We start from the raw sequence: 14,672 nt of genomic DNA, 5'->3' as shown, positions 1-14,672 counted from the left end.
TCGTCGGGGCCTCCTCACCCAGCGGTCATGCCTCAGCTTTTCCCGCGTCGCGCCAACGCGCTCCCGACGGTGACTCTGTTCGGAGCGCTCGGCGGTGGACTCCTCCTCGTCGCGTTCGTCTGGTACTACCTCTCGCCCGAGTTTTATGAGGTCGGGTACGCGCCGGAGCAGCCGGTCCCGTACAGCCACGCGCTCCACGCCGGCCAGCTCGGGATGGACTGCCGGTACTGCCACAACCACGTCGAGCAGAGCCCGCACGCCAACGTGCCCCCGACGCAGACGTGCATGAACTGCCACGGCGTCGTCAAGACCGAGTCGGCCGCGCTTCTGCCGGTCCGCGAGAGCTGGGCCACGGGCGTCCCGATCGAGTGGGTCAAGATCCACCACGTCCCGGACTACGCCCAGTTCAGCCACGCCGCCCACGTCAACGTCGGCGTCGGGTGCGAGAGCTGCCACGGGCGGATCGACCAGATGGAGGTCGTCTACCAGGCCGAGCCGCTGTCGATGGGCTGGTGCCTCGAGTGCCACCGTCAGCCGGAGGACCACCTCCGCGACCCGGCGCTCGTGACCCAGATGGGCTACCTCGAGCAGATGACCGAGGCCGACATCCAGCAGAACCGAGAGCGAATCGAGCGGGAGGGGATCAAGCCCCCCCAGAACTGCTCGGCCTGCCATTACTAGTGCGGAGTTGGGAGTTCGGCGTTCAGCGTTTCCGCTCGAACGACCCCGGACTCCGAACCCTGAACTCCGAACACTGAACTCACCCCAATGATCGAGCTCGACGTCCTGAGTGCCGCAGACCGCGCGGTCGACGAAGACGCCCAGGCCGCCGCGGGCCAGGCGCCCACCTGGCGCAGCCGCCCCGGCCAGCCCGCCGCCGACGCCTCCCGCGAGTTCCTCGACCCCGTGACCGAGGCCGACGCGGGCACCAGCCGCCGGTCGTTCCTCAAGGTCATGGGCGCCAGCGCCGCGCTCGCCGGCATGACCGGCTGCCGCCGGCCCGTCGAGACGATTCTGCCCTACGCCCGCAAGCCCGAGGACGTGGTCCCGGGCGTGCCCAACTACTACGCCACGTCGATGACGCTCGGCGGCGTCGGGCGCGCGCTCCTCGTGCAGAGCCACGAGGGCCGGCCGACGAAGGTCGAGGGCAACCCCGAGCACCCGGTCTCCGGCGGCTCGACCGACATCTTCGCGCAGGCCTCCGTCCTCCAGCTCTACGACCCGGACCGGAGCCGCCACGTCTGGACGCGCGGCGAGGCCGCGCCCGCCCGCGCCGACTGGGGCGCGTTCGTGGCCGAGGCCAGCCGCCTCCGCCTCCGCGCCGGCGAGCTCTCCGTCGCCGTCCTCGCCGAGCCCTCGGCCTCGCCGACGGCCGACGCGCTCCGCGCCCGGTTCGAGGCGGCCTACCCCGGCGCCCGCTGGATCACGCTCGGCGCCCACCTCGACGACTACCAGGCGCTCGGCACGCAGCAGGCGCTCGGCCAGCCGGCCCGCCCGCTCTACCGCTTCGCCGAGGCGGACGTGATCGTCTCCCTCGACGCCGACTTCCTCGGCGCCGAGGACCCGAACACGGTCTGGAACAACCGCCAGTACGCCGCCTCCCGCCGCGTCGACGAGCGCGGCTCGATGTCGCGGCTCTACGCCATCGAGTCGACGATGACGATGACGGGCGGGATGGCCGACCACCGAAAGGCCGTGAAGGCCGGCGCGGTCCCGTTCGTGGCCGCCGCGATCGCCCAGGGGCTGGGCGTCGGGACCGGCGCGCGCGCCTCGGTCTCGGCCGAGATGCAGCCGTTCATCGACGCCATCGTCCAGGACGTCCGGGCCGCGGGCGGGGCTGCCGCCTTCGTCGCCGGCCCGACGCAGCCGCCGCAGGTCCACGCGCTCGCCGCGGCCCTCAACGGACAGTTCGGCGGCGGCGTGGTCGAGTACCTCGCCACCGGCGCGGAGCCGGTCGAGCCGGTCGGCCCGCAACTCGTCGAACTCGTCCGCGACATGGCGGCCGGCGACGTCGACGTGCTCCTGATGCTGGGCACGAACCCGGTGTACAGCCTCCCGGCCGAGCTCCAGTTCGAGGCGGCCCTCGCGAGCGTCCCGGTCTCGATCCACCACGGGCTCTACCGCGACGAGACGGGCCAGCGCGCGACGTGGCACCTCCCCAGCGCCCACTACCTCGAGAGCTGGGGCGACGCCCGCGCCTACGACGGCACGCTGTCCGTCGTCCAGCCGCTCATCGCCCCGCTCTACGCCGACGCCCACTCGGACCTCGAGGTCCTCAACACGCTCGCGACCGGCCGCAACAACGCCGGCTACGACCTGCTCCGGCAGGCGTGGCGCCAGCGGCTCGGCGGCGGCTTTGAGACCGCCTGGCGGACGGCCCTCCACGACGGGTTCGTCGCCGACACGGCCTTCGCTTCCATCGGGGCGGGCGGCGGCACCGCCGACCTCTCCGGCCTCGAGCCGCCGACGGAGGGGGCCATCGAGCTCGTCACTCGCCTCAGTCCGACGCTCTACGACGGCGCGTTCTCGAACGTGTCGTGGATGCAGGAGGCGCCGCACCCGGTCACGAAGCTGACCTGGGACCCCGCCGCCCTCATCTCGCCTCGCACGGCCGTCCGGCTCGGGCTCGACGCGGAGACCCGCTTCGACGAGGACCACGACGACCAGTTCGAGGGCACGGCCCTCGACGCCGGGAAGAACTACGCCCGCGTCATCCGCATCACGACCGCCGCCGGGACGCCCGTCGAACTGCCCGTATGGGTCCAGCCGGGCCACCCCGACGACTCGATCACGGCGTTCCTCGGCTACGGCCGCGACCTCGCGACCGACCGGGAGATCGAGGACATGAACGTGTTCGGGCGGATCAACCGGTGGCTCCGGCCGGGCAGCGTCGACACCGACGTGTACCGCGCCGGGACGATCTCGGCGTTCGTCGGCGCCGAGCTCTCCTCCGGAGCGCCCTCGGCCCGCGTCGAGCGGTGCCGGTCGCTCGCCAACACCGCCGTCCTCCCGGGCGTCGACATCGAGGAGGTCGCCGACGACTACCTCCTGGCGAGCACGCAGGACCACGGCCAGATGGAGGGCCGGGCCATCGTCCGCTCGGCGACCGTCGAGGAGTACCTCGCGGACCCGGCCTTCGCCAAGATCGAGGACCACTACGTCGAGGACACGCCCTGGGAAAACTTCGACCCGCTCTGGGGCGACGACAACGCGGCCTCCGAGGACCCCGCCATCGGCGACTGGCTCTACTCCGAGAACCAGTGGGGCATGACGGTCGACCTCAACGCGTGCACCGGGTGCAACGCGTGCGTCGTCGCCTGTCAGGCCGAGAACAACGTGCCGGTCGTGGGCAAGGACCAGGTCGCACGCGGCCGCGAGATGCACTGGCTCCGCCTCGACCGCTACTACGTCGGCGCCGACGAGTCGGACCCGGGCATGGTCCCGCAGCCGATGATGTGTGTCCACTGCGAGAACGCGCCGTGCGAGCAGGTTTGCCCGGTCAACGCGACCGCGCACTCGCCGGACGGGCTCAACGAGATGACGTACAACCGGTGCATCGGGACCCGGTACTGCGCCAACAACTGCCCCTACAAGGTCCGCCGGTACAACTTCTACAACTGGACCAAGACGCTCCCGACGGAGGTCCAGATGCAGTCGAACCCGTACGTCACGGTCCGCTACCGCGGCGTGATGGAGAAGTGCACGTTCTGCGTCCAGCGGATCCGCCAGGCGCAGCAGTACGCGCACATCGAGGACCGCCCCCTTGAAGACGGCGAGGTCGTCACGGCCTGCCAGCAGGCGTGCCCGGCCGACGCCATCGTGTTCGGCGACCTCCGCAACGCCGGCAGCGCCGTGAGCCGGAGCAAGACGAGCCCGCGGAACTACGCGCTCCTCGCGGAGCTGGCCGTCAAGCCGCGCCTGACCTACCTCGCCCGCCTGCGGAACCCGCACCCGGGCCTCGCGACGCCGTTCGACGCCGTCGAGCACGGCCACGGCGCCCCCGAGGCGCACGCGGCCGACGCGGAAGCCGAAGCCTAAGACCCAACGACTGTGGCCACCGTCACCTCCAAGTCCGCTTACGACCGCCTCGGCGGCGACGGCGCGCCGGCCTACCCGGACGGCACGCCGATGACGCTCGAGGACGCCCCGCTCGTCCGCGGCAACCTCTCGTTCCACGACGTCACCGAGATGGTGGCGTACCACACTGAGAAGAAGACGCCGTTCGGGTGGTACCTCGCCTTCGGCGCGGCGCTCACGGCGCTCGGCATCCTCGGGCTGTCCGTGGCCTACCTCGTGTGGAACGGGCCGGGCGTGTGGGGCCTGACGAACCCGGTCTTCTGGGGCTGGGCCATCGTCAACTTCGTGTGGTGGGTCGGCATCGGCCACGCCGGGACGCTCATCTCGGCCGTCCTCTTCCTGTTCCGCCAGCGATGGCGGACCTCGATCAACCGGGCGGCCGAGGCGATGACGTTGTTCGCCGTCGCGTGTGCGCTCCTGTTCCCGACGTTCCACGTCGGCCGGGTGTGGGTCATCTACTACACCCTCCCGATCCCGAACCAGATGGCCATGTGGCCGCAGTTCAAGAGCCCGCTGCTCTGGGACGTGTTCGCGGTGTCGATCTACGGGACGGTCTCCCTGCTCTTCTGGTACGTCGGCCTGATCCCCGACCTCGCGACGATCCGCGACCGGGCCGTGCGCGCGGGCCGGATGCTCCGGGCCAAGATCCTGGGCTTCTTCGCCCTCGGCTGGACGGGCTCGAACCGCCACTGGCGCCACTACGAGCGGGCCTACCTCATCCTGGCCGGCCTCGCCACACCGCTCGTCCTCTCGGTCCACTCGGTCGTCTCCTTCGACTTCGCGGTCTCGATCATTCCGGGCTGGCACACGACCATCTTCCCGCCCTACTTCGTCGCGGGCGCCATCTTCTCGGGCTTCGCGATGGTGCAGACGCTGCTCCTCGTCGCGCGGAAGGTGTACAAGCTCGAGAACCTCATCACGCTCGACCACATCGAGAAGATGAACATCATCATCCTCGTGACGGGGACGGTGGTCGGGTTCGCCTACATCACGGAGTTCTTTATGGCGTGGTACTCGGGCGTCGAGTACGAGCAGTACGCCTTCATGAACCGGGCGACGGGGCCGTACTGGTGGGCCTACTGGATCATGATGAGCTGCAACCTCATCTTCCCGCAGCTCTTCTGGAAGAAGTCCTGGCGGCGGACGATCTGGCTCTCGATGGCCATCTCGATCACGACGAACATCGGGATGTGGTTCGAGCGGTTCGTGATCACGGTCACGTCGCTCCACCGCGACTTCCTCCCGTCGTCGTGGGACTACTACTCGGCGACGGTCTGGGACCTCGGGATGTACATCGGCTCGTTCGGGCTGTTCTTCACGCTGTTCCTCCTGTTCCTCCGGTTCGTGCCGATGGTGGCCATCGCGGAGGTCAAGGGCGTGATGCCGCAGGCCGACCCGCACTTCTACCACGGCCACGGCGACGGCCACGCGATGCCGCACGAGCTGGCCCAGTACCAGCAGGACGCCAACGTCCAGACCGCCGGCCCCGCCGCGAGCGACGCGGACGACGACGGCATCCCGGACGACCCGAACGCCGACGACTCCAACGCCTAATCCGATGCTGAGCAAGATCCGCCAGACGGTCGAGGACCGCGGCAACCAGCACGTCGGCCTCCTCGCCGAGTACTCCGACCCGGGCGCCCTCGTCGAGGCCGTCGAGGGCCTCCGCGAGAAGGGCTACACCCGCCTCGACACGTTCTCGCCGTTCCCCATCCACGGGATGGACCGGGCGATGGGCCTGCCGGTCTCGAAGCTCGGGTTCATGGTGTTCGTCGGGGCCGTCCTCGGCGGCCTGCTCGGCGTGTTCCTCCAGTGGTGGACGAGCGCCGGCCCGCAGCCGAACTGGTGGCCCAGCGAGCTCAACCAGTTCCTCGGCTACCCGATCAACATCTCGAACAAGCCGCTCTTCGCGTGGGAGAGCTCGGTCCCGATCATCTTCGAGCTGACGATCCTGTTCTCGGCGCTCACGGCCGTCGGCGGGATGCTCGCGCTCAACGGGCTGCCGAAGCCGTACAACCCGCTGTTCCACTCCGACCGGTTCGGGCGGGCCACCGACGACGCGTTCTTCGTCCACGTCTCGAGCCGCGACACGGCCTTCGACCCGGCCACCACGGCGGCCGACCTCCACGGCCTCGGCGCGACCAGCGTCGAGTACGTCGACCACGACGGGGCCACCTCCGTCGGCAACACGGCCGAGGCGGGCGCGTCCGCCGTCGTGCCCGCGCACGCCGACACGCCGGCCGCGCCGCCCCCGCACACCACCGGCGACATCTAGAGTAGCCCGTCGTGCGGGGGCGTGGGGGAGACCCCCGACCTACGCGCGACGTCCCAGACCATGACCCATCGATCTCTCCTCGCCCTCGCTGTGCTGGCGGTCGGCCTCGGCGGCTGCCGCGGCATGACCAGCGAGGCCCCGCCGATCCACCCGAACCTCAACATGGACTACGTCCAGCGGTTCGAGGCGCAGGAGGCCAACCCGTTCTTCGCCGACGGCGCCGCCATGCGGACGCCCGTGGCGGGGACCGTCGCGCGGGGCCAGCTCAAGACGGCCGAGAACGCGCCGTTCGAGTACGGCCGGACGGCCGACGGCGCCTACGTCCCGGAAGTCCCGATCGAGGTCACGCCGGCGCTCCTCGAGCGCGGCCAGGAGCGCTACAACATCTACTGCACGGTGTGTCACGGCTACGCCGGCGACGGCCGCGGCATCGTCGCCGTCGGGAACGGCGGGCTGGGCTACGGCTTCTCGGTCCCGAGCTACCACACCGACGCGCTCCGCGCCCGGCCCGACGGGTACATCTACGACGTGATCCAGAACGGCATCAACACGATGCCGAGCTACGGGCACGAGATCGCCCCGGCCGACCGCTGGGCCGTCGTGGCCTTCGTCCGCGCGCTCCAGCGCTCGCAGGCCGGCTCGGCCGCCGACCTCCCCGAGACGGAGCGCGAACGGCTCAGCACCGCCAACCCCAACGTCCGGCAGAACTAAGACGGATCCGTGAGGCAGGGCGCGCAACGCCCCTCCTCCCGAGTCACGCATTCGACCCTCATGGCGAACCCCCTCACGCAGTTCCTCTTCGACCCCGTCGCCGCCGAGGGCGACCGGGTGCCGGCGCGCTACCGGTTCACCGGCGACCAGCGCTGGTGGGTCGCGCCGATCGGCGTCGGGCTGGCGCTCCTCGCGATCGGCGTCGTGTTCGGCCTCGCGGCCGGCGACACGCCGCGCGTCCTGTTCTCCTACCTCATCGGGTGGGTCTTCTGCGTCTCGATCAGCATCGGCGCCCTGTTCTTCGTGATGATCCAGCACGTCACGAAGGCCAAGTGGTCGGTCACGATCCGACGGATCGCCGAGACGCTCGCGGCCTCGTTCCCGCTCCTCGCGCTCGCCGGCATCCCCGTGCTCCTCGGGATGCACGACCTGTTCCACTGGACGCACCACGAGCTGTTCGACCCGGCCTCGCCCGAGTACGACGCCATCATCGCGGGGAAGGCGGCCTACCTGAACGTCCCGTTCTTCATCGTCCGGTACGTCCTGTACTTCGTCGTCTTCTCGGTCCTCGGGGCGAAGCTCTACGCGCTCTCGGTCCGCAACGACACCAAGCCGGACCCCCAGAACACCTTGGATCAGCGCTGGTGGAGCGCGGTCGGGATCCCCATTGCGGCCGTCTTCACAGCCTTCTTTGGGTACGACCTCCTCATGTCGACCGACCCGCACTGGTTCTCGACCATGTTCGGGGTCTACTTCTTCGCCGGCGGCTGGCTCGGCGCGCTCTGCCTCATCACGTTCCTGGCGCTCCTGCTCAAGAAGGCCGGGATGGCCGACGAGATCACGACGGAGCACACGCAGGACATGGGCAAGTTCATGTTCGCCTTCGTCGTGTTCTGGACGTACGTCTCGTTCAGCCAGTACATGCTCTACTGGTACGCGAACCTGCCCGAGGAGATCGTCTGGTTCCACAAGCGGTTCGAGGGCGGCTGGGAAACGGTCTCGTGGGCGCTGTTGATTTTCCACTTCGTCCTCCCGTTCCTGATCCTGCTCCCGCGGGCGACGAAGCGGATTGCGCCGGCCCTCGCGACGATGGCCGTCTGGCTCCTCGTGATGCACTGGGTCGATCTCTGGTGGATCGCGATGCCGTCGATGCACGTGGCCGCCGAGGCGGGCCACGCCGCCCTCGCGAGCGGCGGCGAGCTGCTGGCGAGCCTCCAGGCCGTCCCGGCCCCCGAGGCCGTCCATGAGGCGACCTCGGGCATGGCGCTCCACGTGGTCGAGCCGCACCTCCCGCTCGTGGAGATGGCCGTCTGGCTCGGGCTCTTCGGGCTCTACGTCGGCGCCGCCATCCTCCGCCTCGGGCGCCATGCGATCACGCCGTACGCCGACCCCTACTTCGCCGACTCGCTCCGCTTCGAGAACGTGTAGGGACGACGGGAGCCGAGCCGTCTTCAGGCTCGGCCCGACGCGGTCCGCTGTCTGCTCCACGGAGCTTTCAATCAAAACTGAAAACACGTCCGGGTTCGACCCGTTGTCTGACCAATGAGCGACCAGGCCCCCACGACTCCGCCGGCCGGCGACCGCCCCCAACGCCCCGAGGATCCCGTGCCGAACCCGCACGAGACGGAGCCGGTGCCGCCGGCCCAGGAGGGGACCCGCCCGGGTGCCGACCAGACGGTGCGTCCCGAGCAGGACGAGCCGAACGGGCCCGTCGCAGGCCTCGTCAGCTCGGCCGGGGCAGAGGTGTCCGAAGAGGCCGCGGAGGTCACGGGCGACCGCGACCCCGAGGCCGAGGCGCTCCTCGCCCGGATGGGCGTCGAGGAGGAGGGGATCGAGGGCGGCCAGCTGCTCGGCCTCGTCGCCGCGACGCTGGCGGCCGTCGCCGCGCTCGCCGTCATCCTGATCTACCTGTTCTACATCCCGTTCCGGACGCAGGTCGGCGAGCGGGCCGAGGGGCAGGCGGTCAACTACGAGCAGCTGGACCTCCGCGCCGAGGCGGTCGCGAAGCTCGACCAGTACACCCGCTCCGACTCGACGTACGGCCTCCCGATCTCGCGGGCCATGGGCCTCGTCGCCGTCGACTACGGCTCGGCCGACGGGGCCGGCCTCCCGTCGCGGCGTCAGCAGTGGAACACGCTCTCGCTCGACCGCGGCATGGGCCGGGCCATCCAGGCCACGCCCCAGCGTGGCGAGATCGCTCCTCGGACGCTCCCCGCCGGTGACGGCGAGGAGGAAGTGGGCGTCGACGAGGACGTCGACACGGTCGAGTTGATCGAGAACGACGGTGACCTGGACGCCGACGGCGCCGAGGCCGTCCCCGACGACATCGAGTGATGCGTGCCCGTGCCCTCCTGACCCTCCTCGTTGGGGCCGCTCTGGCGGTCGGGGCACAGGCGCAGGTCACGCGTGCGGGCTCGATGCCCCTGCTCGACGGGGAGGAGGGTCAGGGCGCGCTCCCGAACCGGCTGGCCGGCGCCGTCGGCATCACCGAGTTCCTGGGCGAGGTGGTCCCGACGGACCTCACGTTCTTCGACGAGGACGGCGACGAGGTCTCGCTCGCGACGCTGCTCGACGGCGAGCGGCCGCTCATGGTCGCGTTCGTCTACCACTCGTGCCCCATGGTGTGCAGCCTCGTGCTCGATGGGACGGCCGACGCCATCGCCGAGACCGACCTCACGTTGGGCGAGGACTATGAGGTGCTGGCCGTCTCCGTTGACCCGCGCGACACGCCGGCCCGCGCCGACAGCGCCAAGGCGAAGTACGCCCGGATCGCCGAGTTCGGCGACCTCGATGCGTTCCACTTCTGGACCGTCGGCGAGGAGCACAAGGCGAGCGTCGAGGCTCTCGCCGACGCCGTCGGCTACCGTTACGCCTGGGACCCGCGGACGGGCGAGTACGCCCACAACGCCGCGAACGTCCTCCTCAGCCCGACGGGCAAGGTCACGCGCTACCTCTACGGCATCGACCACGACCCCAAGACCGTCAAGCTCGGCCTCGTCGAGGCCAGCGAGGGGACCGTCGGCAGCGCGTTCGACCGGTTCCTCATCACGTGTTACGAGTACGACGAGGACGCCCAGTCGTACTCTCTGGCCATCCTCCAGATCACGAAGCTCGGCGGCGGGCTGCTGCTCCTCGTGTTCGGCGGGCTCCTCGTGTACTTCTGGCGTCGCGAGTCTCGAAAGGACCCCGACGGCTGGCGCGACGCGGTCGGCCCCGATGCCCACCCCGCGCCTTCCCACTGACTCTCCGTCGTCGCACCCCGCGACGACCTTGCCCCGATGATGCAGACGACTCCCGACTCGCTGGCCGGCGCCCCGACCCGCCAGTCCTTCTGGACGGAGGGCGGCTCTCTGTGGCTCCCGCCGCAGGAGTCGACGACGGCCCACGAGATCGACGGCCTGTTCAACTTCATCCTCTACGCCTCGATCATCCTGACGATCATCGTCGCCGCGGCGATGGTGTACTTCGTCTGGAAGTACCGGCGTCAGAGCCACGTCGACCGCCCGGTCGACGTGCACGAGAGCAAGTGGCTGGAGATGAGCTGGATCGTGGTCCCGACGCTCCTCGTGCTCGTCGTGTTCTTCTGGGGCTTCCGGGCCTACGTCGGCACGGCCATCCCACCGAGTGACGCGATCACGGTCAACGTGAAGGCGCAGAAGTGGGCCTGGACGTTCGAGTACCAGAACGGCATCCAGGGTTTCGGCGAGATCTGGGTCCCGGTCGGCACGCCGGTCCGGCTCGAGATGACGAGCCAGGACGTCCTCCACAGCTTCTACGTGCCCGAGTTCAGGATCAAGCACGACGTGATCCCCAACCGCTACGCCTACGTCTGGTTCGAGGCGCCGCGGGTGGGGACGTACCAGGTGCTCTGCACGGAGTACTGCGGCACGGCCCACTCGAACATGGGCGCCCTGATCCACGTCGTCGACCGCGACACGTACTACGCCGCGCTCCGGGGCGAGATCGGCAACAACGAGCCGCAGGCGCCGGTCGACCTCGGCGAGCAGCTCTACACGCAGCGCAACTGCAACACGTGCCACTCGGTCGACGGCACGGCCGGCGTGGGCCCATCGTGGCAGAACATCTGGGGCCAGCCGCGGCCCGGCTCCGAGTCCGGCGTCGTCGACGACGCCTACATCGCGGAGGCGATCCTGTACCCGCAGGCCTACATCGTGCCGGGCTACGAGAACGGCAACATGCCGTCGTACGACGGCCAGCTCAACGAGGAGCAGGTCGCCGGCCTCGCCGCCTACATCCGCGAGGTCAGCGGCGCCGCCACCGAGGCGGACCGGGTCGTCCCCACCGGCGACGAGGAGGCCTCGGTGGACGCGCAGCCGCCGGAGGGCGGGATGGGCGACCCCGGCACGCCGGTCGCCGACCCCGTCGACCCGAGTGACCGCGACGCCGTCCGCTCCGAGTAACCCTTCCGCGTAGCCCCTGAGGCTCCGGCCTCCCACCCCCCGCACCTATGGCGACGCTCACCCAGACTCCTCAGACCGCGCCGGCGCCCGCCGCGCGGGCGTACCCGGTCGGCCACGAGCCGGTCCACAACTACCTCCGCGAGCCCCGCCCGGCCGACGACGTCCGCGGCCTCGCCCGGGCGTGGGCCTGGGTCAAGTCGTGGGCGCTCTCCGTGGACCACAAGCGGATCGGGATCATGTATCTCGTGGCCGTCTCGGTGTTCTTCACGGTCGCCGGCCTCCTCGCGCTCGGCATCCGGACGGAGCTGTTCTTCGTGAACCAGTACAGCGACACTGGGGCCGTCATCGGGGGCAACATCATGGGGCCGGACACCTACAACCGGGTGTTCACCATGCACGGCCTCATCATGGTGTTCCTTTTCATCATCCCATCGATCCCGGCGACGATGGGCAACTTCCTGCTCCCCATCATGGTGGGCGCGAAGGACGTGGCGTTCCCTCGGCTCAACCTCCTGAGCCTCTACGTCTACGCGGCCGGCGCGAGCATCGCGCTGTGGTCGATCACGACGGGCGGCGTCGACACGGGCTGGACGTTCTACACGCCGTACTCGAAGGAGACCGGGACGGCCGTGATCGCGATGGCGCTGGGGGCCTTCGTGATGGGCTTCTCGTCGATCCTGACGGGCCTCAACTTTATCGTGACGATCCACAAGATGCGGGCGCCGGGGATGACCTGGAACCGGATGCCGCTCTTCCTGTGGTCGATCTACGCGACCTCGATCGTCCAGATCTTGGCGACGCCGGTCATCGGCATCACGATGGTGCTCCTCGTGATGGAGCGCGTGATGGGGATCGGCATCTTCGACCCGGCCCTCGGGGGCGACCCGGTCCTGTTCCAGCACTTCTTCTGGTTCTACAGCCACCCGGCCGTCTACATCATGATCCTGCCGGCGTTCGGCGTGATCTCGGAGCTCATGGGGACGTTCAGCCGCCAGCGGGTCTACGGCTACCGCGCCGTCGCGCTGTCGTCGGTGGCGATCGCCCTCTTGGGCTTCCTCGTGTGGGGCCATCACATGTTCACGTCGGGGCAGAGCCCGGTGAGCTCGGTGGTGTTCTCGCTCATCACGTTCCTCATCGGCATCCCGTCCGGTATCAAGATCTTTAACTGGGTCTGGACGATGTACAAGGGGAGCGTGTGGCTGAAGACGCCGATGCTCTACGCGCTGACGTTCCTGTTCCTGTTCACGATCGGCGGCGTGACGGGCATCATGGTCGGCGCGCTCGCGGTCGACATCCACCTCCACGACACGTACTTCGTGGTCGCCCACTTCCACTACGTGATGATGGGCGGGACGGTGATGGCGTTCCTCGGCGGGATCCACTACTGGTGGCCGAAGATGACGGGCCGGCTCTACAACGAGACGCTGGGCAAGATCTCGGCGCTCCTCGTGTTCCTCGGCTTCAACATGACGTTCTTCATCCAGTTCGTCATGGGCAGCCAGGGCATGCCGCGCCGGTACTACGACTACCCGGACATGCCGTGGCTCGAGCCGCTCCACCAGGCCTCGACCATTGGCTCGTACGTGCTCGGGCTCGGCCTGCTGGTCGTCCTCGTCAACGGGATGCTCTCGCTCCGCAAGAAGACGCCGCGCGCGCCGGGCAACCCCTGGGGCGGCGCCACCCTCGAGTGGACCCACACGACGAGCCCGCCGGACCACCACAACTTCCACCACACGCCGCTCGTGACCCACGGGCCGTACGACTACGAGGTCCTGTTCCAGACCTCCGGCGACAGCCAGCGCGGCGCGCCGGTCCCGATCGTCGAGGTCGGCGGCCCGCAGGAGATGGACCAGGAGATCGACGACGGCACGCGCCAGCCCGACTCCGCGGCCGACATGTAGCCCGCCCCGCCTCGGGCACCCCCAGAGAGGGGCCCGAGGCGGACCGGCTCCCCACGCACACAGACTCATGGCAACGTCCCACTCGGTCACGGTCGACGACCCGCACGCCGCCCACGGAGGCGACGGGCACGGGCACGAGGAGCACATGCTCGTCGGGCACGACGGCCAGCTCCACCCGTCGAGGCTCCAGCACTTCTTCGTCTCCTCCGAGCAGCAGTTCGAGGCGTCGAAGCTGGGCATGTGGCTGTTCCTGTCCACGGAGATCCTTCTGTTCGGCGGGATGTTCGTGGCCTACGGCATCTTCCGCGTCCTCTACCCGGAGCTCTACGAGCAGGCGAGCCTCCAGCTCGACACGGTCCTCGGCGCGACGAACACGCTCGTCCTCCTGCTCTCGTCGCTGACGATGGCCTGGGCGATCCGTGGGGCGCAGATGGACAACAAGAAGGTGCTCGTGGGAAACCTGATCGCCACGATCGTGCTGGCTTCGGGCTTCCTCGTGGTGAAGTATTTCGAGTACACCCACAAGTTCGAGCTCGGCATCTGGCCGGGCGTCAACTTCGAGCTGGACGAGGGGACGCAGCGGGTCAGCGACCTCAACGGCGCCGTCGCGCTGACGCCGCTCTTTACGCCGGCCAGCGAGGACGAGGGCGCCCCCGAGGTGACCGGGGCCACCGAGGACGCCGAGGTGGCCGAGGCCGAGTCCGGCGCGCTCGGCGCGGCCGACGCACCCCTCACGGGCGAGGACCAGGCCGCGCCGTCCGGCGACGCGGACGCCGTTCCCGACAGCCCGGAGGCCACGGGCGCGTCCGACGCCGAGGCGGCCGATCTCGCCGCGAGCGGGGGCGAGGGCGCCGCGACCGGGGAGCCGGCGGCGGTCGAGGCCCAAGGTGCTGGGGCCGCGCTCGACGCGGCGGCCGCCTCCGACGCCGCGCACGCCAACAGCGACGCGCCCGGCGAACTGGCGACGGCCGGCGTGGAGACCGAACACGGCGACGACCACGGGAGCGGCCACGGGCGCGAGGGCGAGATCTTCTCGAACCGCCGCGCCGGCATCTTCTTCGCCATCTACTACGTGATGACGGGGATCCACGCCATCCACATCGTGATCGGCATCATCGCGATCGGCTTCCTGGTGTTCTTCGCCCAGCGCGACCACTACTCCAGCGTGTGGTACACCCCGGTCGAGAACGTGGGCCTCTACTGGCACATCGTCGACATCATCTGGATTTTCGTCTTCCCCCTCATGTACCTGATCTGACGCGCGGCCCGGCGACGGGCACCCGCGCA

At 69.7% G+C, this 14,672-nt stretch carries 11 protein-coding genes; all 11 read left to right on the top strand.

The window, feature by feature from the left end; all coding sequences use genetic code 11:
- Nucleotides 1-27: 27 nt before the first annotated feature.
- Complete coding sequence (locus tag BSZ37_RS19090) at nucleotides 28-681, top strand: cytochrome c3 family protein (protein WP_095512074.1); 654 nt, start codon at nucleotides 28-30, stop codon at nucleotides 679-681.
- Nucleotides 682-768: 87 nt separating this feature from the next.
- Entirely contained in the window at nucleotides 769-4,038 is a 3,270-nt protein-coding gene (locus BSZ37_RS19085) for a 4Fe-4S dicluster domain-containing protein (RefSeq protein ID WP_095512073.1), read from the top strand.
- A 90-nt stretch (nucleotides 4,039-4,128) separates the two neighbouring features.
- Nucleotides 4,129-5,631: an NrfD/PsrC family molybdoenzyme membrane anchor subunit gene (nrfD, locus tag BSZ37_RS19080; RefSeq protein ID WP_342761221.1), complete on the top strand. Its 1,503-nt coding sequence runs from the start codon at nucleotides 4,129-4,131 to the stop codon at nucleotides 5,629-5,631.
- 4 nt (nucleotides 5,632-5,635) lie between these two features.
- The gene (locus tag BSZ37_RS19075) at nucleotides 5,636-6,352 is read left to right on the top strand and encodes a DUF3341 domain-containing protein (protein ID WP_095512072.1); all 717 of its coding nucleotides are present in this window, start codon (nucleotides 5,636-5,638) and stop codon (nucleotides 6,350-6,352) included.
- 60 nt (nucleotides 6,353-6,412) lie between these two features.
- Nucleotides 6,413-7,063, top strand: a complete 651-nt coding sequence (locus tag BSZ37_RS19070; protein ID WP_095512071.1) for a c-type cytochrome — start codon at nucleotides 6,413-6,415, stop codon at nucleotides 7,061-7,063.
- Nucleotides 7,064-7,123: 60 nt separating this feature from the next.
- On the top strand, nucleotides 7,124-8,491 hold the full coding sequence (locus BSZ37_RS19065) for a hypothetical protein (RefSeq protein WP_095512070.1): 1,368 nt from the start codon (nucleotides 7,124-7,126) through the stop codon (nucleotides 8,489-8,491).
- A 177-nt stretch (nucleotides 8,492-8,668) separates the two neighbouring features.
- The gene (locus BSZ37_RS19060) at nucleotides 8,669-9,397 is read left to right on the top strand and encodes a hypothetical protein (RefSeq protein ID WP_179299763.1); all 729 of its coding nucleotides are present in this window, start codon (nucleotides 8,669-8,671) and stop codon (nucleotides 9,395-9,397) included.
- Nucleotides 9,397-10,305 carry an SCO family protein gene (locus BSZ37_RS19055; protein ID WP_095512068.1) on the top strand — a complete coding sequence of 303 codons (909 nt, stop codon included), beginning with the start codon at nucleotides 9,397-9,399 and terminating at the stop codon, nucleotides 10,303-10,305. The genes BSZ37_RS19060 and BSZ37_RS19055 overlap by 1 nt, the downstream gene beginning before the upstream one ends.
- Nucleotides 10,306-10,344: 39 nt before the next feature.
- Nucleotides 10,345-11,484 (top strand): cytochrome c oxidase subunit II, encoded by a 1,140-nt coding sequence (gene coxB / locus BSZ37_RS19050; protein WP_179299762.1) that lies wholly within the window; start codon nucleotides 10,345-10,347, stop codon nucleotides 11,482-11,484.
- A 47-nt stretch (nucleotides 11,485-11,531) separates the two neighbouring features.
- Nucleotides 11,532-13,385, top strand: coding sequence for a cytochrome c oxidase subunit I (ctaD, locus tag BSZ37_RS19045; protein WP_095512066.1), 1,854 nt, complete (start codon nucleotides 11,532-11,534; stop codon nucleotides 13,383-13,385).
- Nucleotides 13,386-13,452: 67 nt separating this feature from the next.
- Nucleotides 13,453-14,643 carry a cytochrome c oxidase subunit 3 gene (locus BSZ37_RS22430; RefSeq protein WP_218830573.1) on the top strand — a complete coding sequence of 397 codons (1,191 nt, stop codon included), beginning with the start codon at nucleotides 13,453-13,455 and terminating at the stop codon, nucleotides 14,641-14,643.
- The last annotated feature ends 29 nt before the right edge of the window (nucleotides 14,644-14,672 follow it).

The organism is Rubrivirga marina (assembly GCF_002283365.1).
Taxonomy (GTDB): Bacteria; Bacteroidota; Rhodothermia; order Rhodothermales; family Rubricoccaceae; genus Rubrivirga; species Rubrivirga marina.
Note: the sequence above shows the minus strand (reverse complement) of the source record. Positions and strands in the feature narration are given on the sequence as shown.

Excerpts from the sequence above, each read along its gene's own strand:
- BSZ37_RS19075 (WP_095512072.1), top strand. The coding sequence starts at position 5,636 with ATGCTGAGCAAGATCCGCCAGACGGTCGAGGACCGCGGCAACCAGCAC.
- BSZ37_RS19065 (WP_095512070.1), top strand. The coding sequence starts at position 7,124 with ATGGCGAACCCCCTCACGCAGTTCCTCTTCGACCCCGTCGCCGCCGAG.
- BSZ37_RS19085 (WP_095512073.1), top strand. The coding sequence starts at position 769 with ATGATCGAGCTCGACGTCCTGAGTGCCGCAGACCGCGCGGTCGACGAA.
- nrfD (WP_342761221.1), top strand. The coding sequence starts at position 4,129 with ATGACGCTCGAGGACGCCCCGCTCGTCCGCGGCAACCTCTCGTTCCAC.
- coxB (WP_179299762.1), top strand. The coding sequence starts at position 10,345 with ATGCAGACGACTCCCGACTCGCTGGCCGGCGCCCCGACCCGCCAGTCC.
- BSZ37_RS19070 (WP_095512071.1), top strand. The coding sequence starts at position 6,413 with ATGACCCATCGATCTCTCCTCGCCCTCGCTGTGCTGGCGGTCGGCCTC.
- BSZ37_RS19055 (WP_095512068.1), top strand. The coding sequence starts at position 9,397 with ATGCGTGCCCGTGCCCTCCTGACCCTCCTCGTTGGGGCCGCTCTGGCG.
- BSZ37_RS19090 (WP_095512074.1), top strand. The coding sequence starts at position 28 with ATGCCTCAGCTTTTCCCGCGTCGCGCCAACGCGCTCCCGACGGTGACT.
- BSZ37_RS22430 (WP_218830573.1), top strand. The coding sequence starts at position 13,453 with ATGGCAACGTCCCACTCGGTCACGGTCGACGACCCGCACGCCGCCCAC.
- ctaD (WP_095512066.1), top strand. The coding sequence starts at position 11,532 with ATGGCGACGCTCACCCAGACTCCTCAGACCGCGCCGGCGCCCGCCGCG.